This window comes from Rhodococcus sp. Q, from assembly GCF_005503035.1.
Taxonomy (GTDB): Bacteria; Actinomycetota; Actinomycetes; order Mycobacteriales; family Mycobacteriaceae; genus Rhodococcus_G.
Map to the genome: position 1 here is coordinate 37,309 of NZ_SCOY01000024.1, position 23,466 is coordinate 60,774.

Genomic DNA, 23,466 nt, shown 5'->3' on the forward strand with positions numbered 1-23,466 from the left:
GAAATTGCTCAATCAGGTAACCAAGGGGGAAGACTGCGCGTGATCCCGACGACAGATCCTGCAAGTGGAAATCTCCCTGTCGGGAGATACACATGCACGCTTGAGGAGGTCCAGCAAGCGTTCGTGGATGATCCGCAGTTCGCAGGATCCAGCACGCGCCAGAGGCTGTTCAAGGGCCTAGTTCGCTACATGGCCGAATGGGAGCGACTCGAGGAGATGGTCGGAACGAGCGACGTACTCCGCCGGATCTGGGTCGGCGGCAGCTTCACCACCTCCAAGCTCCATCCCGAGGACGTAGACGTATCACCGATTTTGGATGGACCCAAGCTTGACGCGATCAAAGGCAAGCCGGGCTGCGGGAAGATGAGCAAGCTCTTCGAGAACCGAGACTCGGTTGTAAGGGATTTCGGGGTAGAACCGTTCCCGGTTACTTGGTGGCCCGTCACGACGATGCATGCGCGCGAGATATCGATTTTCGAACATGACTACGTGTTGGCCCGCGGCTTGATGGATGATTTTTGGCAGCGAGTCCGTTCATCCCCAGTGAAGGGACCACTCACCGTCGCAGATTCAGAGCCGCGCCGCGGGTACCTGGAGGTGATCAGAGATGGGATTGGCGGATCGCTTTCCCCAGCTGCTGCATGATTACCAGTCCCCGGACTGGCTCGACGCAGAAGACTGCGACGACGACGTTGACCTCGTCTCCGGTGCTCGTCGCTCACTCGCGGCGTCACTTCAATCGATCGAGCCGCGAATGGGCCTGTCGACCTTGATCAGCCTGCGCATCTTCGGAGAGCACGTTGAGAACGGCAGTCTCACCGGCGACATCGCGTTCGTCCTGCCTCGGTTCCAGAAAGAGATCGAGGCAGCACTATCCCTGGACGCTGTGAGGCGGGGAATCGGACGGATCGAAGCTGTCGGTTTGCGAGAGGGAAGCACGATCATCGACCTGCGCCCGGTCTTTCCGGAACCTGCACCCGAAGGGTCGATAGGTGAGGACGCCGATACGGAATTCGACTTTGCTGTACGCCGCGTCCTCGCGATCCACGACGGTTTCGAAGAGGGATCATCGCCACTGATCTGGAAAAGAGGTGACAAGGAACTCCTCAACGCGGTGCGCATGATGGCCGACGATCTCCGGACCGCCGGCGTCGGCCTGGAGGTGACTGCCTTTCAGCATCGAGGTGACCTACGGAGATCGAAGCTCTCCATGACGGGCGTTATGTATGCCAACGAGGTTTTCAAGGGTCGCCAGAGAACCACCCGGGAGGAATTGGGCGGTTACACACACAGCATCAGCATGGACGGCAAGCTTGTCCTTGCAGCCCGCATAGCGAAGCGGGCAAAGAAGCACGAGGTGGTTAGAGTCCCCGAGGCACTAATCAAGGCGAACCAGATGCCGCTCGGTGAGTACGTGCGGGTTGAAGTTGATCAGACGATCACTTCTGATGGCACGGGGAAGATACTCGACACCACCAATGTATTCCGCCAGATCATCCAGCACGACGAGAAGCTGTTGGACGACTGATCGGGCGCCCAGTTCAGCCGAAACGTCATAAGAGCTGCTATCGGCCCGCCGGCAGAGGACCGACGGCCCCAACCAGCTCTCGGCACCCCGGTCGGCCGGATAACTCTCGGAGGGAGTCGTCACACAGTCGGTGGTTGAATGCCGCTTCCCGCGTAGATACCGGTCAGACCAGCGTTGTAGCGCGGCTGCGCAGAGCCAAACAACTGATGGAACCGGTCGAGTGAACTGGCTGCGGCGACTCCCTCAGCACTGATCAGTGTGTCCGCGGCGTGCTGAAACTCGCGGATCGCCTCCTGAGTCTCATCGGCGTCACTATTGACCACCTTCGGTGCATTCTCAAACTCGTCCCAGAGCACACCAAGGGCCTTGTTGATGTCGCGCAGGCTCGCGAGGTCGGCAACCGTCACGACGCCGCTCGAGGCGATGTCGTCGGCCGCGGCGGCCAGGTCCGCGACGGCGTTCTGCATCAGCCGCAGGCTCGGATCAACCTTGTCGACGAACTCCTTGAGATCCTTGGCTGCTTCGGCGACCTCAGCTTGCCTCCGCTTCTCTGCCTCCGCCGCGAGCTTCGCGTCCGTCGCCGCGTTGCGTGCGTCGATCGCACTCAGTTCCTCCGCGACCGGAGAACCAACCGGGATGCGCGCGCGGACGCCGTCGTCCTCAGGCTTGGCGATCTCGAGGCGGATCGTCGAGTCGACCTCGGCGGATTCTCCAGCACCGGGACTTTGGCCGAGAACCACCCAGTTGGAGTCCACGAACGGGTTCCGGTCCTCGATCGCGTCTACGTCGTCGAACTGCTCGAATCCGACGTCCTTGAGGATATTGTGCGCGTCATCGAGGCGGTATCCGACCACGTTGGGGACGCTCGCGGACTCACTGCCACATCCCGCCAGCAGTACGGCCGCCACCACTGTCGTCGCCACTGCTGTTGCACCAGTTCGCATGCGCGCAGCATATTGGAGCAACTGGGAGGTCCGGCCACGAAGGTCGACTGGCGCCCGCAAGGGGAGATGTCGTAATGGCTGCTATCGACCTGCCGGCGAACTTGGTGGTTCGCCCAAGTGGTTCGGCCAGGGTCGCAGTCCTTCCCGGACTTGCTGGTACTTGATCGGCTGGTCCGGCGTCAGGTTCACCAGGTGTGTCTTCCGTACCCACGATTCCGGAACCCAGCTATCGGTAGCGTTCCGCTGCGCGATCACGGCCGGGGCGGGGGAGTACCAGCCCTTGTTCCGGCCGATCGAGTCGAGTTCGCCGATCGAGTCGGATTCGTAGCAGGGCGGGTTATTCGAAACCATGAAGTGCTTGACCGACTGCCACAGCCCGTACGTCGCCATGCGCGGAATCGTACGTTCCGCGCCGGACAGTTGTGCCGTCACTGCCGCGATGGTGTCAGGACTGACGACACGGTTCCTGCCGCCGCAGTGAAGTCCGTCAGCCAGGCGCAGCGTGGGGTGGTCTGGCTCGGGGCGGGGGTCTGTTGTTGTGGCTGCACCGATTTGAGGATCGGAGGCAGGTCGTCGGGGATGAGTGCGTCGACCTGGACGAGTGCATCGCCTGACGGTGTGACCAGCAGCCATTCACTGCCGATGCTCACCAGAGCGGTGAGTTCTCCGTTCCTGGAGGCGATCCCGACCTCGAGTTTCAGAGCCCCGGCAAGGGCGGCCAGGGTCAGTTCGTACTCGTCTGGTGAAGCATGTCCGGAGGCGAGGACCGTCGCGGCGGGACGAGGTGTGTCGGCGGCGCGTTCGGTGAGCAGACGGGGCAGGTTCTCGCGCAGGGCGATCACCGCGAGGTCCGGTTCGGCTTCGTGCCCGGCGAGTGCCGCCGCGACAGGCTGGAGTTGAGGATCCGGGGCCAGCAGCGCCATCAGCGATGCGGCACGTTTGCGGCGTTCGGTCATCAGCATCCGGCGTACCTTGCCGAAACGCTGGGAGACCACCGCGACCGGCTGCAGGTCGGGGATCAACGAGGCCGCCTCGGCGACCGGGTCGGTGCGGCCGGAGAGGGCATCGGCCGGCAGGTCGGTGACCAGATTCCGGTAGGCGAAGTCACCGGAGCGGGTGTAGAGGAAGACGTCGGCAGCGATCCGATCGGTGATCGCGCCGCGGGGTACGGGGATCTCCACCCGGCCACAGGCGGGGTGGGTGGTCGCCACCGCCCGGTGGTTGCCGGTGGTGCTCATGATCGTCACCCGGGCATCGGTCGTCGACGTCGTGACCGGCACCGTCAGCCGCTCCGGCGGCGCCATGTCCAGGTCGGCGCGGCCCCGGGCCAGGTCGGTGAACTGGTCGGGGGAGATGTCGACGCCGCCCGGGCGGGCGTTGATCCGGTCGGGGCTGGTGCATCCGGCGCCGGTGGCGCGCCGCCAGAGGTCCTGCATGGCGGTGTGGCGGTTCTGCGGTTCGAGGGTGTTCTCGAGGAACCAGAGCAGCCGGCCGCTGCCACGACCGGGATGCGGGGTCAGATGCCACCAGGAAAGGCGCCGCGCCAGATCACCGGCGACGGCGGGCATCCAGGTCGTGGTGTCGAGGTAGCCGAGAGCGGCGATCCAGGCCAGGTAGCGGGGCAGGTCGTCGATCGCCCGCCGGAACTCGGCCAACGACACACCTTTCGGTGGGGTGGCGTGCAGTTTGCGGGGATCACGCAACGCCAGATGCGCCGCCGCCATACAGAACTTGGCGCCGAAGCCGTCCCGGACACGACCGAGGACACGCCGTGACCACGGCGCGAGGACCCACTGCACGTGAGGGTCGTAGACCTTCCGGTTCACCGGCCAGTCCCGCAGCTTCCCGACGCTGCCAGCGGTCACTGCCAGCACGAACTCCTCTGCTTCGGACGCGGACGTAGGCAGCGGTGTCTCGGCCATCGCGGTCAGCATGGCGCCGGCGGAGTCGACGTCGACCATCAGGCGTGAGGTCAGAGCGCCGAGCTCGGTGACGGCCAGTCCGCCGTCGAATTCGGTGACGAAGCCGCGGTGGACGAGGTGATCGACCGCGTCGTCGACGTCGAGTGGTTCACCGGACTGGGCGTAAGCGAAGGTTTCCTCGAACCACGATGCCGCCGAGCGGCGGTCGGTGATCGAGCCGAGCAGGATCTCGGCGAGGATCACGTCGGTGAGCTGAGCGATCACCTGGGATCGGGCGGCGTACCCATCGGCGAGGCGGCGCCGCCACAGCGCCTCCTGGTGGCGGGGCACCAGCATGAACCCGAAACCCTCGGGTTCCTGCCCGGCCCGGCCGGCGCGGCCGAGCATCTGCTGCGCCTGACTGACCTCCAATGGCGACATGCCCAGTTCGAGGTCCCGGATCACCACCGCCCGCGCCGGGGTGTTCACCCCCGTCGACAACCCCGACGTCGCCACGAGCGTCGGGATCGAACGGTCTTTGAACGAGGAAAGGGCCCGCCCAGCACGCGGCGCGTCCCGGAAATGCAGACCCACTCCACGTTCGAAGGTTGCCTCGACGAGTGTGTCGTCGGCGAGGGCACGGAAATCGGTGAGACCGGCGGCCAGCGCCGCGGTCCGGCGGGCCGCGTTCTTGCTGCCGCAGAAAACGAGCACACTCGCCGGCGCCGTCGACCCGTCACTGCCGGTAGCCGACGGTGACGGCGCGTCGCACAGTTCGGCGAGCAGCGACCGCATCACCCGGTCCTTCGCCCCCTCGAACTGCTCGCGCCGCGACCCCTCGGGGGGTTCGTCGTAGGGGACGAGTTGGGTGGTCAGGAGCGTCGGCCGCCAAGCCGACCGGATCAACTGTGCGTTGAACCAGGATGCGAGTTCGTCGGCGTTGGACACCGTCGCCGACAACGCCACGATCCGGGTGCGGCCCTCTACGGCACGCAGCCGGGCGATCAACGACTCCAACGTCGCACCACGCTCGGGATCCCCGACCAGATGGACCTCGTCGATGATGACGCACCCCACCTTGGCGATGAAGTCCCGCAACGACGAACGCCTGTAGAGGGCCTCGAACTTCTCCGTCGTCGCCACCCACAACTGGGCTCGACGCACCGCGTCACTGGAGATGTTCGTTTCGCCGGTCAACTCGATCGCGTTGATCCCGTGCTCACGCCACCGCCGGGCGGTCTCCCCGATCTCGGCGGCGAGCGCCCGCGCCGGCAGCAACCACACCGCGGGCTTGCCGTCACCGATGATCGACCGTAGCGCCGCGGCCTCCCCGATCAACGTCTTGCCTGCGCTGGTCGGTGCCACCACCATCACATGCCCTGGCGTCGAGAGCACCGCTGGCACCGCTTTCGACTGCAACGGATTCAGCCGGTCGTAGCGGGTCAAGAACTTCTGCAGTGTCGGTGGGATGATCTTGTCGCTGGCGGTCCATTCCTCGTCACCGAGGGAGGCTGCGGCACGGTTGTCCACCAGCATGCGGAAACCCGCCTCCAGGGACTCGATCTCCTCGGGCCGGGTGAACCGGTTACCCGAGTTCTCGTTGCGTTCCATCTCGGTGCGGGTGAAGTTCATCGAGTGAGTGATCGCCTCGTCGTCCGCGATCAGTTCCTTCTCGTGGATGTAGCGGACCGCCACCAGCTCCACCCCGGCCGCGCGCAGCTCCCGGTGCACCGCATCGTTCGATGCTTCGGGCCGGCCGAGTACCAGGACATCGACACCACGCCGCTTCGCGTCGATCACCGCATCGAGCAGTGCGCGGGCGGGAATGCTGGTGTCCCACCACGGAATCTTGATCCACACCCGGTGCCGTGCCCCGGAGATCATCTCGAGCAGCTTGCCGTGCAGCGACGGTCCGTTGCCGTAGTTCGAGAACCGAAGCTGCTCGCTCACCCGACCTCCACACGCTTACCCGCACGGCCACCTTGCGGGCACAGCGTACCGAGGAGTCTGCCCCAAGCAGCGTGCGTGCAAGTGAACCCGCACGGGGAGCCCGCTGCTGCGCCTTGGCCGGATTGGAGTCAGCGCCTCTTCTTCAACTTCCCGTACTTGTTCACGTAGACGGACAGCTCGGTACCGAAATCCTCGATTGTCGACCCGTTTTCGTCCTCAACCCACCAACGAACCAGGGTCTCTCCATCTCGAATGATCAGTCCGACCCAGTATTCGAGATGGTCCTTCGCGGTGGTGATGCTTTCCGGCAGAGAGTCCTGGGACGTTATGTGAACCTCCTTCGTGTAGAGGTTGCTCTCCGTCTGACAAACGAAAATCACTTGGCTGGCCATCGGCTACCTCTCCCTCCGGACTCGGGTCGAGTGCCATCTGGCACGCCCGATTCGTCTCGTATGGTCCAGGTTCGGTCGGAGAGTAGCGATCGCCCCCGACAAGGCCCGGACTGTGCACGTGCGAGCCCGTGATGACGCGGTGAACTGGAGGTGTACGACCTTAGCGATCTCGCGTCGGCAGGGGCAGCGATGTGGAGCTGCCGGAACCCGAACCCAGATTCCCACCACCCCAGGGGACTCTCCCCCATCCACGCCGGTCAGTACATCGCACCCGGCTGCACTCGCGCACCGAAACCAAAGTCTGGGCCCGATCCAAGCGGTGAGGGCGGTGGTGCCGGGAGTAATTCGCAGTGACGCCAAGAGGGCACAACATGACACAGATGTGACACACCCCGGGGGAGTGTCGAGCTGTTCGAACAGGTCATTCGAGAGGCAAAGGCACTGACCAGCGGAAATTCTGGCTGGATTTTGTGTTATTACCCGCTCACTTCTTGAAAGCGAGCTTGGGTAACACCAACGGGGGTTCAAATCCCTCCGCTTCCGCCAAGAGGTCAGGGGCGGTTCTCATGGACCGCCCCTGACGTCGCAAGATCCGCCAACCTGTCGATCTGACGCGGACATGACACTCGATCGCCTGTATCGCGAGCGTGGCCGCACTGCGACCACCAGGTCGGCATCCCCCCTACAGATGCCGATCCGGTGGTCGCAGTTCAGGCCGCAACAGGTCTCGTGGGAATGTCCTGAGCGGCCTTCGTCACCCGTACGCATGCCGGGCAGTGGTCCACGCCGTTGATGTGAACCCAGTCCGGCTCGAGTTCACTGTCGATGACGTTGCTGCCGGCGGCGTATCGGGTTGGTCTCTCGACGTGGGTGAGGCAGCGATCGCGGCCCGTCGAGCGAATCATCATCGCCTTCCTCTGCATGTCCCGCAGATGTATCGATCTGCGATGCGCAGGAACAGGGCAGCTACGAGCCCACGATCAGTTTCGTTGCCATACTTGTTGTTTCGACATCAGTCGATCCGATTCGGCGTTGGCGCTGATCGAGGTATCGATGCGCCCGGATTTCACCGGTGGACACCCCAGTGACGTTGGGGTGACCAGTTACTTCGCATTGGGTTCAGTCGATTGGCCGACGACTGCAGACAGTCGCCATCGTGCTGTTCCCCCCTGCGGTGTGACGGGTGTCAGCCAACCACACGGCATGGCGTGGTGTCGCCCCTGAACAGGCCTTTTCCGTGACAAGGATTACTGTCATCTCCGACCCACTGACACAGTCGCAGTGTCACTCCCCCCTGATGTAGCACTGCGCAGTGTTACCAGGCATCCTTGTGGCACTCGGAGTGTCACAAGGGGAAGTGGTCTGGCGTGGTCGGGAATCCATTGGCGCGGTTCATCAAGTCGCACCGTTCGCAGCGGGGCCTTACCCAGAAGCAGTTGGCCGAGGCCGCGCACGTGAGCGCCAGCTACGTCACGAAGATCGAACAGGGGCGGGCACCGCAGCCCGGCGATGCCGTTCTCAATCGGATGGCCGAGGCGTTGGCACTCGACAGCTCGGACACGCACACCCTGTACATGCTGGCCGATCGCACCCCACCACGCGAACTGAACAGCGCACCCATCACTGCGACGGGCACGAATCCCCTGATCAACCTGTTCCGCCGCGACCACGACGACGTCCTGTGGTCGATCGTCGACGCGCATCTGAACGTGATCGACTCGAACAGTCTCTACCAGAGCAGTTTTCCCGGGATCGGGGATCACGCCAGCTTCGCGGAGTGGCTGTTCCGGGACTCACGAGCACGGCTCGTGCACGAGGAATGGGAGGTCCGCGCAAACTCCACGGTGTGGTGGTTGCGGCGCGCGGCCACCAGGAGCGGTGACCGCGGCGCCTTCGACGAACTTCTCGGACGGCTCGAGGAGTCCTTCGACTTCCGGCGGCTCTGGAACGACCCGCTCAGCGCGCGCGGGCCGGAACAGACCATGAAGATCCGCGACTACAGGACCAGGAAGGTGATCACCCTGGACAGCGGGTACTACTCGCGGTTCCCGGACGATCAGACTTACGTGTGGGTCGGTGTTCCCGCGGGCAGCTGAGACAGCCACTGCGTGAGGATCGGGTTCACCAGGTCCGGATGGGTGAGGTTCGCGCCGTGTGACGACTGTTCGATGACCCGAACCTCCGTAGGACCGCCCAGTCGCGCGACCATCTCGTTGACCGACGCGTCGGAGAAGGCCTGATCCGCTGCCCCTCGCACAACCAGTGCGGGGGAACGGATCTCGGCGAGAAGGTCTTCCACGGAGTCGTGCTCGACCAGGCAGTCGATCGCCGGAGCGAAGTCGGACCAGTCGCGTTCGAGCCACCGGTCACGCCACGGAATCTGGTCCCGTTCCCGGTCGCCGCCGATCATCGACGATGCGAGCGCCCACACCATGGGCTCGAAATCGGGGGATCCGATTCCCTCGATCCACCGCGTGAACATGCGGCGGTAGCCCTCACGTTCCCTGTCGGTGTAGGCGCCGGCCGCGGTACCGAACAGCATGAGGCCGCGGCACGCGGAGGGGGAGAGCAGCGCCATGCGTAGCGCGATGAATCCGCCCTGGGAGTGGCCACCGAACACGGCGTCGTCGATTCCGAGATGGTCGAGGATCGCCAGTCCGTCGCGCGCCTGGTCCCAGAAGCTGTATGCGGTGGCATTGCCGTGGCTACGGCCGTGGTTCCTGGTGTCCCATCGGATCAGCCGGTAGTCGCTCAGCGCCTCGACTTGAGCGTCGAACATTCTGTGGTCCATGAGAAATCCGTGCGAGATGATGATGGCGGGGCCCGTGCCGCCCGAATCCTCGTAGAACACCGAGCTGTCCGAGGTCTCGATGAATGGCACTGCGTTTCCTCCCCAATCCTCGCGGTTCACGCGAAGCCCTTTGTCATGCGTTGGATTCGGAAGCGAACGTACCAGCTGGAATGATTCGCCACCGAGATCGTCAGACCTCGGCATCGCCTCTGTCCGTGCCCGTGGTTCGGGCCCCTGACCTGGTGTCTCCAGGCCGGGGGTTCTTTCTTGCGGAGCGGCATGCGAGTCTGTCCGCTATGAGGCTTTTCGCAGCGGTGGTGGTCGCAACGGTGGCGGCAGGCTTGGCGGCCCGGTGGATTCGCGCCGGCTCGGCGATGTCGGCGCAGGACTGGGCGCGTGACCCGATCGGACCGGACGACCTCGCGGGCTAGGGGTGGAGACACACGTGGCTACGGCGTGTTCAGGTACGTCTCGATCGACTGCTGCACCTTGGGGTTTCCGTTGCCCATGCCGATCAGGCCACCGATCGTCGCGCCCGTCGGGGCACCGATGATGCAGCCGGCGAGGCTTCCGGGGAACATCGACACGCAGCCGATGCCGAGTCCGACGACGGCTCCGATGGCGGTTCCGGCGGCGCCGCCCTGCGCCCATGCGACGCCGAGTTCGCCCAGCATGGCGTCGAGGGCCTGCTGTTTCGTCGGCGGTGGGGGCGGAGGTGCCGGGTCGGCGTGCGCGGTCGCCGTTCCTGCGAGCACAGCCCCGGCGATCAGGGCGGACGCTGTCAGCTTCGTGAGCGTGTTCATCGCGATCCTCACCTTGCGAACGAAGGACGAGTCGAACCGACTGTAGGCGCGGCGTCCACTGGAGGCGCGACGAACTGCCTGACCGTTACCGTTTTGCCGCAGGCGCCGCTCACGATGCCTCGCGCATCGTCATCCCGCCGAGTTCGACCACGTACTCGTCGGTGGTGTCGTCGTAGTTCACCGTGTAGGTGGTCGGGTAGTAGCCGGACTCCGCGTATGCCGCGGGCTGTTTCACGGCTTCGTCGACGCTCTGCTTGGTGAGCAGCCACTCCCGGGTCATCATCGGTTCGAGGAACGTGAATGCGCCGTCCCAGGATCCGGCAACGAGGATCTGGTCGAAGACGAAGTCGGGTGTGCCGACGCCCTCTGTCGCATCGGTCCAGTGCAGGCCCATGTTCGGCACGGTCTGGAGAGCGGGAGGCCCGGGCGGGGGGACGTAGTCGGCGGGCATGTACTGGCCCGGCGGGAGGGTCGACGCCTGGATCGCGAACTCGGGGCGGGTCGGGGTGATCGCCGCGATCTCGGCGCGGTCCTGCATGAAGAAGTGCATGTCGAAATGGGGTGCGGTGAAGACGCCCTGGGGTTCGTGCCCGTGCGGATTCCAGTCGACGGTCACGGTGTCGAACACCGTCGGTGGGGCGTCCGGGGGCAGGTCGAGTTGGAACACCTGCATCGGGGCGTTCATGTCGTGGGGAAGGCCGTCGAGCGCGGTCGCGGACAGTCGGATGCCGACTGCGTCGGGCGTACCGTCGTCGGCGAGCGTGACGTACGTGTGTCCGCTTCCGTCGCCGACGGGCACCGACTGCCCGGTGAGCACGTTGTCGGCCGGTGATGCGTCGGAAGTCTCGGAACACGCGCCGGCAAGCAGCGCGCAACTGCTGATGGCGAGCGCGGTCGCTGTGGTTCGGGTACGGCGATGAATGCGCATGATTCACCCCATTCGCGAGTGTGATTGCGATCACACTAGCAGCTTTCGTGGTTCGCGCCCTTTGCTGATCACGGTTGTGAGCTGCGAGAGTGTCCGGAACCAGCGGACCCGGGGGCGGGGGTCGCGCCGCACGACGAAGGCGGACACGATGAAACTCTTGATGGCGACGGCGTTGGCCGCGGCGCTCACAGGTCTTGCCGCCCCTCATGCGAGCGCAGGCGGCACCCACTCCGCTACGGCAACCGTCGATCACGTCACGATGCTGACCGACCGCCGAGCGGCGGTGTTCGTCGACTCACCCGCCATGGGTCGTGTCGTGCAGGTGCAGGTGCTGCTGCCCGCCGACCGCGATGCGGCCAGGCCCACGCTCTACCTGCTCGACGGCGTCGGCGGGGGCGACGAGTCCGACGGCCAGGAAAGTGACTGGACCACCCAGACCGATGTCGTGGACTTCTACGCGGACAAGCCGGTCAACGTGGTGCTGCCCGTCGGTGGTCCCGGCAGCTACTACACCGACTGGCAGAAGCCCGATCCGGTGCTGGGCGTGAACCAGTGGGAGACGTTCCTGGCGGAGGAGCTGCCGCCGCTGATCGACTCCCGGTTCGGCGGCAACGGCGTCAACACCGTTGCGGGACTGTCGATGGGCGGAGCGGGCGCACTCAACCTCGTCACGCGCCACCCGGACCTCTACACCGGCGTCGCCTCGTACAGCGGCTGCGCCGACACCACCAGTCCCGAAGCGACTTTCATGGTCCGTCGGACCGTCGGCTACGTCGACGGCGACGCCGACAACATGTGGGGCCTGGACGGCGATCCCGACTGGGTGGCGCACGATCCGATGGTGAACGCGGAAGCGTTGCGCGGCAAGGTCGTCTACTCGTCCGTCGGCAACGGAGCGATGGGACGGCACGAACGCTTCGACGACCCAGACCTGCCGCTGATCATGGCGCTCGGCGGGACGCTCGAGGCGGCCGCGTACCACTGCACCCTCGGGTTCGAGCGTCGACTCGGCGAGCTGGGAATCCCCGCCACGTTCGACTACACCCCCGGTGGCACGCACACGTGGCCATACTGGCAGGACGCGTTGCGCACGTCCTGGCCGAGTCTGGCGCGCGCGATGGGTGTGTAGCCGGACGCCCAACCGTGAGGAACGGCAACGAGATTCGGCTCGCCCTGCGACGGGTCCGGTGATCCGATACCGTTGCCGCCAGCGGCTCGTCCGCAACCCGGCGGTGTGCCGCACGAGGTGGGCCTGTGAAGCTACTCGTGACGTTGGTTCTGTCCGTGGTCCTCTGCGGCCTGATGACGGCCCCTGCCGGGGCCCGAGGTCCGTCGAGTAGGCAGTCCGCGACCGTCGACCATGTCACCATGCTCACCGACCGCCGGGCCGCGGTGTTCGTGCACTCGCCGTCCATGCGGGAGACCGTGCAGGTCCAGGTGTTGCTCCCGCCGCCGGGCACCGGTCCGCGGCCGACCCTCTACCTTCTCGACGGTGCGGGCGGCGGTGAGGAGTCGAACTACCGGGAGAGCACCTGGACGCAGCGCACCGACGCCGTCCGCTTCTTCTCCGACAAACCCGTCAACGTGGTGCTGCCGGTCGGCGGCACCGGCAGCTACTACACCGACTGGCTGCGACCCGATCCGAAGCTCGGCGTCGACGAATGGGAGACGTTCCTGACGGAGGAACTGCCACCGATCATCGACGCCCGGTTCGACGGCAACGGGATCGACGCGATCGCGGGCCTGTCGATGGGCGCCCACGCCGCACTGAACCTCACCACGCGGCATCCCGACATGTACGCCGGTGTGGCGGCGTTCAGTGGCTGCGCGGACAACAGCCAGTCGAACTCCCGGCTGTCGGTGCGGGCCACCGTCGCGTGGAAGGGCGGCGACGCCGACAACATGTGGGGCCCGGACGGCTCCCCGGCATGGGCGGCGAACGATCCGATGCAGAACGCGGAAGCGTTGCGCGGCAAGCAGATCTACGTGTCCACCGGCAACGGTGTCGCGGATGCGCTCAGCGACCCGACCACCGCGGACGGCCTCAGTGCGATGACGCTGGGCGCCGGGCTCGAGGCGGCCGCGCTCACCTGCACCCGCCTGTTCGACGCACGACTGCGCGAGCTCGGCATCCCCGCGACGTTCCGCTACCGGGACACCGGCACCCACTCCTGGCCGTACTGGGAGCGGGATCTGCACGACGCGTGGCCGACACTGGCCCGTGCGATGCGGGTCTGACCCGGCGTCAGGACTTCGCGATGTCCAGGCCGGCGCCCGACGCGAACACGAGAAACGCGTCGTTCTCGTGCGGATCGCCGATCGTGATCCGCACGCCGTCCGCGCCGTACGCCCGCACCACGACTCCGGCGTCGGCGCTGGCGCTCGCGTACCCCTGCGACTTCTCGCCCAGCGGAAGCCACACGAAGTTGCCGTTCGACTCGGGCACGTCGTAGCCGGCGGTGAGCAGGGCGTCCCGAACCCGGGTCCGCTCCGCCGCCACCTGGTCGGTGCGGGCGAGGAGTTCGTCGGCGGCGGCGAGGGAGGCGACTGCCGCGGCCTGCGCGACGACGTTCACCGCGAACGGCGTGTGTACCTTGCCGAGCGCCGCGACGATCGACGGATCTGCGACCGCATAGCCGACCCGCAACCCCGCCAGTCCGTATGCCTTCGAGAACGTCCGCAGTACAACGACGTTCGGGCGCCCCTCGGCGAGCGCGACGCCGTCCGCGATCGTCTCGCCCGCGTCACCGCCGGGTCGCACGTACTCGAAGTACGCCTCGTCGAGGGCGACCAGGACGTGTGAGGGCACCTTGTCGAGGAAGGACGTGATCTCGGCTGCCGTCAGCGCACGGCCCGTCGGGTTGTTCGGGTTGCAGACGAAGATCAGCCGCGTCCGGTCCGTCACCGCGGCCGCCATCGCGTCGAGGTCGTGCGCGTGATCGGGCGTCAGTGGCACCGGCACCGGTGTCGCCCCCGCGACCTGCGTGACCACCGGGTACGCCTCGAACGACCGCCACGGGAAGACCACCTCGTCCCCGGGGCCCGCGGCGATCTGCACCAGTTCCTGGCACAGGCTCACCGACCCGCAGCCGACGGCGATCCGGTCGGTGCCGACTCCGAGGCTCTCGGACAGTGCGTCCCGCAATGCGAGGTTGGTGTTGTCGGGGTAGCGGTTGACGCCCGCCGCTGCCTCCGCGATCGCCGAGGCCACCGAGGGAAGCGGGCCGGAGGTGGTCTCGTTGCTCGCCAACTTGAACGCGCCGGGGAAGCTCTTACCGGGGACGTAGGTGGGGAAGTTGTCGAGATCGGGGCGGATGCGTGCGGTCACGAGGTCACATTATGCGCGGTGACCCGATCCGGATCGCGGCCACCTGCGCAAACGGGGGATTGACCAGGCGTTTTGCAGATCACGCCGGTCCATGTGTACTGTTTCGTCTCGGCGGTTCGAAAGGACCTGAGCCTAGGAAGCGTGCCAGAGCGGCCGAATGGGACTCACTGCTAATGAGTTGTCCTCCTCAAAGGGGACCGGAGGTTCAAATCCTCTCGCTTCCGCCATGTCAGCTTGCTGACAGTGCCGGATTTCCGGTGCAGCCGGTTCTCCGGCACAATTGAAGAACATGCGCCCGTAGCTCAACGGATAGAGCACTTGACTACGGATCAAGAGGTTAGGGGTTCGAATCCCTTCGGGCGCACCAACGAAATCCCCGTCACCATCAGGTGGCGGGGATTTCGTCTATCCGGGGTCCGGCTGACGAGAGTGCAGTTTCCGTCGCGGCCTCTCGGCCGATGTGACGAAAACTGCACTCTCGGCGAGAGGTCAGGCGCGCAGGCGCGCCCGCAGACCGAGGACGGCGTCCACGACGAGGAAGCCGAGCAGGCTCAGCCCCAGCAGCGGCATGAACCAGCCGACGGCGACGGCCACCACCACCACCGCGACGGCGAAGGCCGGGTTTGTCTGGCGGAGTGCACCGCGCAGAGGCGCCCGTCCGACGGCCCAGTCGGAGCCGCGCGTCGGGCGGCGCCGCCACCACATGACGTACCCGCGCACGATCACCGTCACCAGCGCGACGGCCAGCGCCGCGAGAGCGAGCTGGTTGAGCAGGCCGAACAGCAGACCCATGTGCAGTTGGATGCCCCACGCGGTCAGCTTCGCCGCGATCGGCCAGTCGGCGAACCGCAGCTGGTCGGTGACCTGACCGGTCGTGCCGTCGACGGCGATCGAATCGGCGCTCATCACCCAGGGCTGACGCGTCTCGGCCACCGCGAACGCCGTCGACGCGTCCGCGGGGATGGACGCCTCGACGGCGTTGTCGACGCCGTTCTCGCGTGCAACGGTGAGCACGCTGTCGATCTGCCCGACGTGGGTGTCGACGATGCCGGTGTCGGATACGGCAGGGGCCGCGCCGCCGTGGCCCTCGTGTCCGCCCCCGCCTGTGGCCGGTGCGCCGGTATCGAGCGTCTTGTCGAGCGACGGCGTGGTCCAACTCAGCGCGGTGCGCAGGTCGGAGACGTTCTCGCCCGCGTACTTCGACCACGTGAGGCCGGTCGCGGAGAGGAACACGAGACCGACGGCGATCCAGGCGCCGACCGCGCCGTGCCAGTTCACCGTGCGAGCGCGGCCTTGTGCCGTCCGGTCGACGGTGAGCAGCCGAGCGGAGGTGTTGCGGGCCTTGGCCTTGCGGTAGCGGTCCCACCACAGGTAGAGGCCGCCGAGCGCGATGACCCACAGCCAGGACGTGGCGAGCTCGCTGTAGATGCGTCCCGGCTCGCCGAGATGCAGATGCCGGTGCAGTTGCGAGATCCAGGTGCGCATCGGCAGGGCGCTGCTGGAGCCGTAGACGGCCAGCTCACCGACCGGTTGCGCGGTGGACGGGTCGACGAACACCGCGAGGCGCTCGGATTCGCCGAGCGTCGGGTCGGTGAACAGGACCCGTGTCGTGTCTCCGGCCTCCGGGGCGGGACGCACCGCGGAGACGGTCAGGTCGGGCCGAACCTGCTGCGCGGCGCGGATCTGGTCGGCGACCGGTTTCGGTGCTCCGGAGTAGTCGACGCTCAGGTAGTCGCGGTAGACGATCTGCTCGATCGCGGGGGCGACGGCGTAAAGGCCGCCGGTGATCGCGGCGATCAGGATGAACGGCGCGACGAGGATGCCCGCGTAGAAGTGCAGACGCATCATCAGCGGGCGGACGGTCCGCCTCTGGCCGGGCGGGGCGGACTGGGACGTGCCCGCGGAGGGGCGTTCGATGTCGGGTGCAGACATGGGTGTATCTCGATTCGCGTCAGGCGCTGCGCGCTCGCGCGCGTTGTGGGAGCCGGAGCCCACCACACAGGCGCACGGGCGGCGACGCCGCCAGGGGGTGTCGTGTGAGAGCGCGCGCCACTGACTCGCCGGTCGGAAACGACTCGGCGAGCAGGGTTTTGCGCGGGGGCGCGGGACTCCGGGACCACTCGGGTGCCCCTGGCGATCAGGTGCCGGGGCGGCCGAAACGGGGAACCGGGCGACGTGCCCTAGGCGGTGAGGGGCGGGCCTCGCCTGCCGACACGGGCGCCGACGAGGATGCGGCGTGCGAATCTGGGACGGTACGCGGTGACGCGACGGCCGACCGGCGTCGCGATGGGAAGCGGCACGAACTGTGCCGGGAGGATTCGGTGCAGGGACGCGGCGGCGAGGGCGCAGCCGCGCCGACCACCACGGATCGCGAGCGCACACACGACGACCGCGACCGCGTGCGCGGTGAGCATCGCGGGGGACAGCTGCATGCCGTGATGGGCGGGGGCTCCGGCCGTTAGGGCAGCGTGGCCGACGGCCTGCCCTGCGGTCAGAGCGCCGAGGAGGAACGGCAGTTCGGCAGTGCGGACGCGGGCGGTGGACGCCAGCGCACCGACCGCGGCGCACGCCAGGACGAGCAGGACCGCTGCGCTTTCCGTCGGCGCGGCGCCGCCTCCCATCGCGTGGGCGGCGACCGCAACCGCAGCGGACAGGGAGCCCACGAAGCCACCGCGCATCCGCGCGAAGGCCGGGCCCCGAGATTTCACGCCGCGAAGACTACAAGTCCGCGGTTACCTGCGCGAATGCCGGGTGGGTCGAATGGTGGCAGGGCTTGGTCACGGCACGATGACCGCGCGCCCTCGCAGGGTGCCCGCGGCGAGTCTGCGATACGCCTCGACCCCGTCGTCGAGGGTGAACCGCTCGACGGCGATGTCGAACACGCCCTGGTGCGCGAGGTCGATCAGTTCGATCAGTTCGCTGCGCGACCCCCAGTACGGCGAGGTGACCGCCGCTTCGTAGGGACTCTGGCCGAATCCGACCTTGGCGTGGGCGACGAAGTCGCCGAGTCCGACGATCGTCACGTCGGACGCGACGCCCGCGACTCCCATGGCGATGTCGATGGTCGGCTGGTATCCGACGAAATCGAGGACGAGGGCGGCGCCGGCGGTGCCGGTGATCTTGCGGACGTTGTCGATGGCGTTCTTGTCGGACAGCACGGCCTCGTGCGCGCCGACCGACCGTGCGAACTCCAGCTTCTCCTCGGTGATGTCGAGTGCGACGACGCGGGCGGGGGACAGGTGCCGCAGGAGTTCGATCGCGACGTGGCCGAGGCCGCCGGTGCCGATCACCACCGCCGTCGAGCCGCCTCGCAGCTTGTGCAGCGACCTCTTGATCGCGTGGTACGGCGTCAGGCCTGCGTCGGTGAGCGGAACCGTCGCCACCGGGTCGAGGTCACCGATCGGAACGAGGTGCCGTGGCGAGTCGATGATCATGTACTCGGCGAGCGCACCCGGTGAACCCAGTCCGGGCGGCATGATGCCGAGTTCCGCGGCGCGGGAACAATAGTTCTCCTCGCCGCGGGCGCAGTGCCAGCAGGTCCCGCAGCCCCACGGCCCGTACACCACGACATTGGTGCCGATGTCGATACCGGACACCCCGGCGCCGAGTTCGACGACGGTCCCGGCGCCCTCGTGGCCGAGGGTGAGGGGCAGGCCGTAGACGTACCGCTCCTCGGGCAGACTCATGATGAAGTCGTCCGAGTGGCAGACGCCGGCCGCGGTGACCTTGAGGAGCACCTCACCGGGACCCGGTGACGGCTTCTCGATCTCGGTCACCTCGGGTTCGGCGCCGATGGTGGTGTACTGGATGGCCTTCATGCGACGCACCTTTCCCGCGGTCGCGCCGGGCCGGAGGTCGGCCGGGAGGTGCGAGGCCGCTACGTGGTACGCCTTGGACGCTAACCCCGCTCCGATGTCGGCGACAACGGGAGCGGCGCGCCGGTCACCAACTGCAGCCGCACGTCCCGGTCAGCGACTGCACCTGGAAGCAGTCACCGCACGTGGTGACGAGCTCGCGTCGCCTGCTGCGGTCACGCTTCTGCGCCTTCGCCCGCGCCAGCACGACGCTCGGTGCCAGCGTCGCGATGCCGCCGTCGGCGGGCAGGTCGACCGCGCCGAAATGCCGGTAGCAGCTGAGGCGTTCCTCCGCAGCGTGCTGTTCGAGATCGTTGGGGACGAAGCCGTACGTCGCGCTGACCGACTTCGCGTAGCCCTCGCCGACCGTGCCGTTGACGCTGATGCACAGCGCGGACAGCAGTGGTTCGCCCCGAGCGGCGCATTCGCCGCCGACGCGGCTGAGGGTCTTGCCGATCCAGTTCTGCAACAGGTTGCGGGTGCGGACGCCGGATCGCTCCTGGATCTCGTCGGCGAGTTCCTGATAGGTGACGGTGCGCTGATAGGTCCCTGCCACCTCGATCAGGACTCGGCGGGCTTCGGCTGACCAGATCTCTTGATTGTCGGCCATCGAATTCCTCCTGGGGCTGTCATCCGATCAATGTCATTCTGTGACCAGGGCGTTATTGCGCGGTCGGGTTTCGTCATTCCCGGCCGTCGGGGGAGTGGATGGGGCACAATGCCTCGGCATCGCGCGCGGCGGCACATGCGACCGCGTCGCGGGCGACGCGTCCGGTGAGACACGGCACCTCGGCTGCTGATCGGGGCGGCGTCGCTTACCGTAGACAGGTGACCACTCCAGCACAGCGCGACGACACCGTGTGGCCGGCGGTACTCACCTGGCGGGCGCACAATGCCCCTCGGATGGAGTCGGTGCGAGTGCAGTTGGTGGGCAACCGGATCAAGGCGTCCGGACGCATCATCGGTGGCGAGTGCGCCGATCACCCGGCCTTCAGCGCGTCCTACGACCTCGTCACGGACGAGGCCGGGGTGACGCGTCGACTGTCGGTGCGGACGAGCCTCGCCTCGGGTGAACGGCACGTCTCGATCAGCCGGGACGCCGAGGGCTACTGGATGGTCGAGGACGGCACGAACCACCACCGGTCGGGTTTCGGTGGCGCGCTCGACGTCGACGTCGTGCTCAGCCCCTTCTTCAACACGCTGCCGATCCGGCGGTTCGCGATGCAGCACAACGCCGAGAACCATCAGGTCCCGGTCGTGTACGTGTACCTGCCCGACCTCAGCGTTCGTGCGGCGGATCTGACCTACAGTTCCGGACCCGACGGCATCCAGGTCCTGTCCCCGGTGTCGAGTTCGACGATCACCGTCGACGGCCAGGGTTTCATCGTCGACTACCCGGGTCTCGCCGAGCGGATCTGACGCGCACTCACGGTCGCGCGGCCGGGACCGCGCGGATCACACCGCCGCGACGTCCGGCGTCACGCAGCGCGTTCGCCCAGCCGGGCTCGCCGATCGCCGTGTCCGTGATCTCCCACCGGTCGAGGGTGTCGTAGCGCGTTCGCGCGGCGTGCCCGGCATCGACGAGGACCTCGGTGCTGCCGGTGTCGTGCAGAGCGCGGCGCGCAGCCGTGAGCAGGGCGAGCGCCTCGTCGAGGGCCACGGTCAACGCCTGCGCATTCGCCTCGCACATCGCCCGGACCAGTGCGGGCGCGGTGCCGGCGACGCGGGTGCCGTCCCGGTAGGACCCCGCGGCCAACGCGAGCGAGAGGTCACCGCCCGCCGCCGCTGTCACCGCGAGTGCCTCTGCCAGCAGATGCGGCAGGTGCGAGATCCGCGCGACCGCGGAGTCGTGCTCGTCGGCGCCTGCGGGGACGACGACCGAGCCGCAGTCGAGCGCGAGTCGGGCGACCCGCGTCCACGCGTCGGGGTCGGTGTCGTCCTCGGCGGCCACCACCCACACGGCGCCGCGGAAGAGGTCGGCGTCGCCGGCAGGCCACCCGGACTGCGCGGTGCCCGCCATCGGGTGCCCGCCGACGAACCTGCCTGCCAGACCGTGCCTGCGGACGGCGGCGAGGACCGAGCCCTTGACGCTGACGACGTCGGTGAGCGTGCAGTCGGGGGCGTGCTCGGCGATCTGCGTCAGGACGGAGTCGAGGGCGGGTTCGGGCACCGCGACCACGACGATCGCGTCGCTCTCACGAGCGCGGTCGAGAGCGGCAATCAGGTCGGTTCCCGCGTCGAAGCCGTCCGCGCGCGCCTGCGCGGCGGACTCCGGGGAGCGGTTCCACCCCCACGCGGTGTGGCCCCTCGCGGACGCCGCTCGAAGCAGGGAACCGCCGATCAGGCCGAGTCCGAGGACGCACACGGGAGGAGCACTGGATTCAGCGGACACACCGATAGGTTGGCACATTTGCGCCGTCGAACTTCATGTCGGGGCCGCACGCGGACTACGGTTGCCGCATGGCTGCTCAACGCGCGGGGAACAATGCCTCGTCCGACCAATTCGACGCCCTCGACGGCGTCGGTGTTGCAGTGGTGCTCGACGACGGGAAATGGAAGTGCACGGCGCTGACCGCGGCGGCACTGACCAGCCTGGAGCAGGCCGAGAAGGAACTTCTCGAGATGCGGGCGTCGGGTGCCGTGTTCGGACTCCTCGACATCGACGAGGAGTTCTTCGTCATCCTGCGTCCCGCGCCGACCGGGACGAGGCTGTTGCTGTCGGACGCGACGATGGCGCTGGAGTACGACATCGCCGCCGACGTGCTCGAGGCGCTCAACGTCGAGACCCCCGACATCGACACCGACGACCTCGACGACATCGAGCCGTGGGAGGAAGGCGACCTCTCGGTCCTGTCGGACCTGGGGCTGCCGGAACCGGTGCTCGGTGTGATCCTCGCCGAGACGGATCTGTACCCGGACGAGCAGTTGACGATGATCGCGCAGCGCCTCGGGTTCGGTTCCGAGCTGTCGGCGGTCCTCGACGCCCCGCTGAGGTGACGTCGCTGCTCGCGCGTGACGAGGCGATGGTGCGAGCCGCCATTGCCGCGGCGCAGGGCGCCGACCCGGCCGACGTTCCCGTCGGCGCGGTCGTGTTCGACGCCGATGGACGCGAGCTTGCCCGTGCCGCGAACGCGCGCGAGGCGTCCGGCGATCCGACGGCGCACGCCGAAGTGTTGGCACTGCGTCAGGCGGCGGCGGTGCACGGTGACGGCTGGCGGCTGGAGGGCGCGACGCTGGCGGTGACGTTGGAGCCGTGCACCATGTGCGCGGGCGCGTTGGTGCTGGCCAGGGTGTCGCGGGTGGTGTTCGGGGCGTGGGAGCCGAAGACCGGAGCGGTCGGCTCGCTGTGGGACGTGGTCCGCGACCGCAGGCTCACGCACCGCCCCGAGGTACGCGGGGGCGTCCTCGAAGCCGACTGCGCCGCCCTCCTCGACGACTTCTTCCGCACCCACCGCCTCGGGTGAGGCGCGGCTGACCTGCCGATTTACGCTCGCGCGGGCGCGTCGGGTAAAGTCACCAGCGGTGGCGTGTCCGAGCGGCCTAAGGAGCACGCCTCGAAAGCGTGTGACGGGTAACCCCCGTCCGAGGGTTCAAATCCCTCCGCCACCGCCAAAGCTCCCCGCCTGTGTACGCAGGTGGGGAGCTTTTTTTGTGTGCTGCTCCGATCGGGGCCGCGACGTGGCGCGCCCGTGACTGGCCCCACCTTCTCCAGCCCAATCAGGATTGGTTAGGCTTCCCTAATGTCTTCGCCTGACTACGCGTCATCCCGGGTCCACCCGACATCCATGACCACCCGCCGACGCGGTGCACTCGCCGCCGTGACCCTGGCCACCGCGATCGGTCTCGGCGCCGCAACGGCAGGACCGGCCTACGCGGTCGCCCCGACCACCGTCCGCGACGGATGCGCGTACACCGACGACAACGAACGCGCTCAGAACATCCAGACGTGCTGGGTGTGGTCGGAATCCATGCAGACGTCGGTGACCGTGAAGGTCCGGCCCTCCGACAGGCAGGCCGGAGGATCCGAACAGGCCGCCTACTTCCTGGGTACCCTCAGCGACCCCAGCGCCAATGGCCGGGGCGAGCTCTACGGCACCGAGTACAACCTCGTGGCCATCCCCGACTCTGCGAAAACCTGGTCGTCGAACTGGCAGTCGACCCCGGTCGACAACAACGGCAAACCCCTCACCACCTACGAAGGAAACACCTTCACCCCGCAGTGGGAAACCTTTGTCGGTGAGGAACTTCCGGTGTTCCTGAACGAACGCTTCGACATCGGAACGTCCGGGAATGCCGTGTCCGGGCTCTCGATCGCCGGCGGGCAGGCCGTCAACCTGGCACTGAAATACCCGGAGGTGTTCTCGGTCGCGGTGTCGCGATCCGGCTACTACCAGACCGACAGTCTCCTGGGATACCTCGCGGTCCCGCTCACCCTGTCCTCGCGTCACGGCGTGTCCAACGGGTTCGACGCCATGTGGGGCAACCCCTTCCTGCCCGGCAACACGTGGGGCGACAACGACGTCGCGGCCCGGATCGCCGAGGCGAAGGCCAACGGGCAGACGATCATCGTCTCCACCGGCAACGGCCTGGTCGCCTCCAAGGCCGAGTGGGACGAGATGATCGCCCAGGGCGGCCTCGCGCATGTGGCCATCGGCGGCGTCCTGGAACTCGCCTCCTTCACGTCGGCGGTGTTGCTCAACGCCCAGGCCGCGATCCTCGGTCTGCCGGTCGACTTCATCTACACCGCAGGCGCTCACACCTGGAACCGCTGGATTCGCACCGACGGGGAGGAAGCGGCTCGCCTCGAGGACGCTCTGCGCAAGTACGAGCAAGGACAATCGACAGCTCTGCTCGTCAGCGCGAAGCCCGAGGTGGCCGCGGATCCCGCCGCGACGAAGTCCACCACGGAGTCTTCCGTCCCGACGTCGCCGACAACCTCGGCGGCTCCCACACCGAGCACGGATACGACCGGGACCGACGTTGCTCCGCAGCCAACCACGACCGGGGTGGTTGGCGCCGGAGCTGGCAGGTAGCTCACGGATTTCGT

General features: G+C 67.2%; 24 protein-coding genes and 3 tRNA genes. 13 read left to right on the forward strand and 14 right to left on the reverse strand.

The window, feature by feature from the left end; translation table 11 throughout:
* Positions 1 to 39: 39 nt before the first annotated feature.
* Complete coding sequence (locus tag FFS72_RS19415; protein WP_137875458.1) at positions 40 to 645, forward strand: DUF6932 family protein; 606 nt, start codon at positions 40 to 42, stop codon at positions 643 to 645.
* Positions 608 to 1,528, forward strand: coding sequence for a hypothetical protein (locus FFS72_RS19420; protein ID WP_137875459.1), 921 nt, complete (start codon positions 608 to 610; stop codon positions 1,526 to 1,528). Before FFS72_RS19415 ends, FFS72_RS19420 begins: the two co-directional genes overlap by 38 nt.
* 119 nt (positions 1,529 to 1,647) lie before the next feature.
* On the opposite strand, the gene FFS72_RS19425 is transcribed toward FFS72_RS19420, so the two are convergent.
* From FFS72_RS19425 to FFS72_RS19445, 5 genes are all read right to left on the reverse strand, one after another.
* Positions 1,648 to 2,451: a Stk1 family PASTA domain-containing Ser/Thr kinase gene (locus FFS72_RS19425; RefSeq protein ID WP_171018747.1), complete on the reverse strand. Its 804-nt coding sequence runs from the start codon at positions 2,449 to 2,451 to the stop codon at positions 1,648 to 1,650.
* A 102-nt stretch (positions 2,452 to 2,553) separates the two neighbouring features.
* Positions 2,554 to 2,904: a hypothetical protein gene (locus FFS72_RS19430; RefSeq protein WP_137875461.1), complete on the reverse strand. Its 351-nt coding sequence runs from the start codon at positions 2,902 to 2,904 to the stop codon at positions 2,554 to 2,556.
* A complete protein-coding gene (locus tag FFS72_RS19435; RefSeq protein WP_137875462.1) occupies positions 2,901 to 6,323 on the reverse strand; it encodes a DEAD/DEAH box helicase in 3,423 nt (1,140 codons plus the stop codon). The genes FFS72_RS19430 and FFS72_RS19435 overlap by 4 nt, the downstream gene beginning before the upstream one ends.
* Positions 6,324 to 6,451: 128 nt before the next feature.
* Positions 6,452 to 6,715: a hypothetical protein gene (locus FFS72_RS19440; RefSeq protein WP_137875463.1), complete on the reverse strand. Its 264-nt coding sequence runs from the start codon at positions 6,713 to 6,715 to the stop codon at positions 6,452 to 6,454.
* Between the two features lie 710 nt (positions 6,716 to 7,425).
* Entirely contained in the window at positions 7,426 to 7,623 is a 198-nt protein-coding gene (locus FFS72_RS19445; RefSeq protein WP_137875464.1) for a hypothetical protein, read from the reverse strand.
* Positions 7,624 to 8,082: 459 nt separating this feature from the next.
* On the opposite strand from FFS72_RS19445, the gene FFS72_RS19450 reads away from it, so the two are divergent.
* Positions 8,083 to 8,811 carry an MmyB family transcriptional regulator gene (locus tag FFS72_RS19450; protein WP_171018748.1) on the forward strand — a complete coding sequence of 243 codons (729 nt, stop codon included), beginning with the start codon at positions 8,083 to 8,085 and terminating at the stop codon, positions 8,809 to 8,811.
* Here the strand turns inward: FFS72_RS19450 and FFS72_RS19455 are convergent.
* Positions 8,778 to 9,596 (reverse strand): alpha/beta fold hydrolase, encoded by an 819-nt coding sequence (locus FFS72_RS19455; protein WP_171018749.1) that lies wholly within the window; start codon positions 9,594 to 9,596, stop codon positions 8,778 to 8,780. The genes FFS72_RS19450 and FFS72_RS19455 overlap by 34 nt on opposite strands.
* 206 nt (positions 9,597 to 9,802) lie before the next feature.
* Between FFS72_RS19455 and FFS72_RS27005 the strand changes: the two genes are divergently transcribed.
* Positions 9,803 to 9,937, forward strand: a complete 135-nt coding sequence (locus FFS72_RS27005; protein WP_283235433.1) for a hypothetical protein — start codon at positions 9,803 to 9,805, stop codon at positions 9,935 to 9,937.
* A gap of 18 nt (positions 9,938 to 9,955) precedes the next feature.
* Here the strand turns inward: FFS72_RS27005 and FFS72_RS19460 are convergent, their stop codons facing one another.
* Positions 9,956 to 10,309, reverse strand: a complete 354-nt coding sequence (locus FFS72_RS19460; protein WP_137875467.1) for a hypothetical protein — start codon at positions 10,307 to 10,309, stop codon at positions 9,956 to 9,958.
* Between the two features lie 109 nt (positions 10,310 to 10,418).
* Positions 10,419 to 11,237: a DUF5602 domain-containing protein gene (locus FFS72_RS19465; RefSeq protein ID WP_137875468.1), complete on the reverse strand. Its 819-nt coding sequence runs from the start codon at positions 11,235 to 11,237 to the stop codon at positions 10,419 to 10,421.
* A 148-nt stretch (positions 11,238 to 11,385) separates the two neighbouring features.
* Between FFS72_RS19465 and FFS72_RS19470 the strand changes: the two genes are divergently transcribed.
* Together FFS72_RS19470 and FFS72_RS19475 are read left to right on the forward strand one after the other, a co-directional pair.
* Complete coding sequence (locus FFS72_RS19470) at positions 11,386 to 12,366, forward strand: alpha/beta hydrolase (protein ID WP_137875469.1); 981 nt, start codon at positions 11,386 to 11,388, stop codon at positions 12,364 to 12,366.
* Between the two features lie 173 nt (positions 12,367 to 12,539).
* Positions 12,540 to 13,475 carry an alpha/beta hydrolase gene (locus tag FFS72_RS19475; protein ID WP_249353413.1) on the forward strand — a complete coding sequence of 312 codons (936 nt, stop codon included), beginning with the start codon at positions 12,540 to 12,542 and terminating at the stop codon, positions 13,473 to 13,475.
* Between the two features lie 7 nt (positions 13,476 to 13,482).
* Here FFS72_RS19475 and hisC read toward each other — a convergent pair whose 3' ends face one another.
* Positions 13,483 to 14,565, reverse strand: coding sequence for a histidinol-phosphate transaminase (gene hisC, locus FFS72_RS19480; RefSeq protein ID WP_137875471.1), 1,083 nt, complete (start codon positions 14,563 to 14,565; stop codon positions 13,483 to 13,485).
* Between the two features lie 135 nt (positions 14,566 to 14,700).
* Between hisC and FFS72_RS19485 the strand changes: the two genes are divergently transcribed.
* Both FFS72_RS19485 and FFS72_RS19490 read left to right on the forward strand, forming a co-directional pair.
* Positions 14,701 to 14,792 (forward strand) — tRNA-Ser (locus tag FFS72_RS19485).
* Between the two features lie 64 nt (positions 14,793 to 14,856).
* Positions 14,857 to 14,932 (forward strand) — tRNA-Arg (locus FFS72_RS19490).
* A gap of 122 nt (positions 14,933 to 15,054) precedes the next feature.
* Here FFS72_RS19490 and FFS72_RS19495 read toward each other — a convergent pair.
* The 4 genes from FFS72_RS19495 to FFS72_RS19510 form a co-directional block, all read right to left on the reverse strand.
* Positions 15,055 to 16,497: a PepSY-associated TM helix domain-containing protein gene (locus FFS72_RS19495; protein ID WP_137875472.1), complete on the reverse strand. Its 1,443-nt coding sequence runs from the start codon at positions 16,495 to 16,497 to the stop codon at positions 15,055 to 15,057.
* Positions 16,498 to 16,745: 248 nt separating this feature from the next.
* Complete coding sequence (locus FFS72_RS19500; protein ID WP_249353412.1) at positions 16,746 to 17,273, reverse strand: hypothetical protein; 528 nt, start codon at positions 17,271 to 17,273, stop codon at positions 16,746 to 16,748.
* Between the two features lie 69 nt (positions 17,274 to 17,342).
* Positions 17,343 to 18,383: an NAD(P)-dependent alcohol dehydrogenase gene (locus FFS72_RS19505; RefSeq protein ID WP_137875473.1), complete on the reverse strand. Its 1,041-nt coding sequence runs from the start codon at positions 18,381 to 18,383 to the stop codon at positions 17,343 to 17,345.
* Between the two features lie 124 nt (positions 18,384 to 18,507).
* Positions 18,508 to 19,029 carry a hypothetical protein gene (locus tag FFS72_RS19510; RefSeq protein ID WP_137875474.1) on the reverse strand — a complete coding sequence of 174 codons (522 nt, stop codon included), beginning with the start codon at positions 19,027 to 19,029 and terminating at the stop codon, positions 18,508 to 18,510.
* Between the two features lie 218 nt (positions 19,030 to 19,247).
* Between FFS72_RS19510 and FFS72_RS19515 the strand changes: the two genes are divergently transcribed.
* Entirely contained in the window at positions 19,248 to 19,838 is a 591-nt protein-coding gene (locus FFS72_RS19515) for a putative glycolipid-binding domain-containing protein (protein WP_137875475.1), read from the forward strand.
* 7 nt (positions 19,839 to 19,845) lie between these two features.
* Here the strand turns inward: FFS72_RS19515 and FFS72_RS19520 are convergent, their stop codons facing one another.
* On the reverse strand, positions 19,846 to 20,829 hold the full coding sequence (locus FFS72_RS19520; RefSeq protein WP_137875476.1) for a prephenate dehydrogenase: 984 nt from the start codon (positions 20,827 to 20,829) through the stop codon (positions 19,846 to 19,848).
* Positions 20,830 to 20,879: 50 nt separating this feature from the next.
* Here FFS72_RS19520 and FFS72_RS19525 point away from each other — a divergent pair, with 50 nt between their 5' ends.
* The 4 genes from FFS72_RS19525 to FFS72_RS19540 all read left to right on the forward strand — a co-directional run bounded on the left by FFS72_RS19525 (position 20,880) and on the right by FFS72_RS19540 (position 23,452).
* The gene (locus tag FFS72_RS19525) at positions 20,880 to 21,416 is read left to right on the forward strand and encodes a tRNA adenosine deaminase-associated protein (RefSeq protein ID WP_050067356.1); all 537 of its coding nucleotides are present in this window, start codon (positions 20,880 to 20,882) and stop codon (positions 21,414 to 21,416) included.
* A gap of 26 nt (positions 21,417 to 21,442) precedes the next feature.
* Complete coding sequence (locus tag FFS72_RS19530) at positions 21,443 to 21,883, forward strand: nucleoside deaminase (protein ID WP_137875492.1); 441 nt, start codon at positions 21,443 to 21,445, stop codon at positions 21,881 to 21,883.
* Between the two features lie 57 nt (positions 21,884 to 21,940).
* A tRNA-Ser gene (locus FFS72_RS19535) sits at positions 21,941 to 22,031 on the forward strand.
* A 173-nt stretch (positions 22,032 to 22,204) separates the two neighbouring features.
* Positions 22,205 to 23,452 carry an alpha/beta hydrolase-fold protein gene (locus tag FFS72_RS19540; RefSeq protein WP_171018750.1) on the forward strand — a complete coding sequence of 416 codons (1,248 nt, stop codon included), beginning with the start codon at positions 22,205 to 22,207 and terminating at the stop codon, positions 23,450 to 23,452.
* Positions 23,453 to 23,466: the final 14 nt, after the last annotated feature.

Excerpts from the sequence above, each read along its gene's own strand:
- FFS72_RS19520 (WP_137875476.1), bottom strand. The coding sequence starts at position 20,829 with ATGTGCCAACCTATCGGTGTGTCCGCTGAATCCAGTGCTCCTCCCGTG.
- FFS72_RS19510 (WP_137875474.1), bottom strand. The coding sequence starts at position 19,029 with ATGGCCGACAATCAAGAGATCTGGTCAGCCGAAGCCCGCCGAGTCCTG.
- FFS72_RS19460 (WP_137875467.1), bottom strand. The coding sequence starts at position 10,309 with ATGAACACGCTCACGAAGCTGACAGCGTCCGCCCTGATCGCCGGGGCT.
- FFS72_RS19445 (WP_137875464.1), bottom strand. The coding sequence starts at position 7,623 with ATGATGATTCGCTCGACGGGCCGCGATCGCTGCCTCACCCACGTCGAG.
- FFS72_RS19540 (WP_171018750.1), top strand. The coding sequence starts at position 22,205 with ATGACCACCCGCCGACGCGGTGCACTCGCCGCCGTGACCCTGGCCACC.
- FFS72_RS19420 (WP_137875459.1), top strand. The coding sequence starts at position 608 with ATGGGATTGGCGGATCGCTTTCCCCAGCTGCTGCATGATTACCAGTCC.
- FFS72_RS19530 (WP_137875492.1), top strand. The coding sequence starts at position 21,443 with ATGGTGCGAGCCGCCATTGCCGCGGCGCAGGGCGCCGACCCGGCCGAC.
- FFS72_RS19505 (WP_137875473.1), bottom strand. The coding sequence starts at position 18,383 with ATGAAGGCCATCCAGTACACCACCATCGGCGCCGAACCCGAGGTGACC.
- FFS72_RS19495 (WP_137875472.1), bottom strand. The coding sequence starts at position 16,497 with ATGTCTGCACCCGACATCGAACGCCCCTCCGCGGGCACGTCCCAGTCC.
- FFS72_RS19440 (WP_137875463.1), bottom strand. The coding sequence starts at position 6,715 with ATGGCCAGCCAAGTGATTTTCGTTTGTCAGACGGAGAGCAACCTCTAC.
- FFS72_RS19525 (WP_050067356.1), top strand. The coding sequence starts at position 20,880 with ATGGCTGCTCAACGCGCGGGGAACAATGCCTCGTCCGACCAATTCGAC.
- FFS72_RS19465 (WP_137875468.1), bottom strand. The coding sequence starts at position 11,237 with ATGCGCATTCATCGCCGTACCCGAACCACAGCGACCGCGCTCGCCATC.
- FFS72_RS19470 (WP_137875469.1), top strand. The coding sequence starts at position 11,386 with ATGAAACTCTTGATGGCGACGGCGTTGGCCGCGGCGCTCACAGGTCTT.
- FFS72_RS27005 (WP_283235433.1), top strand. The coding sequence starts at position 9,803 with ATGAGGCTTTTCGCAGCGGTGGTGGTCGCAACGGTGGCGGCAGGCTTG.
- FFS72_RS19475 (WP_249353413.1), top strand. The coding sequence starts at position 12,540 with ATGACGGCCCCTGCCGGGGCCCGAGGTCCGTCGAGTAGGCAGTCCGCG.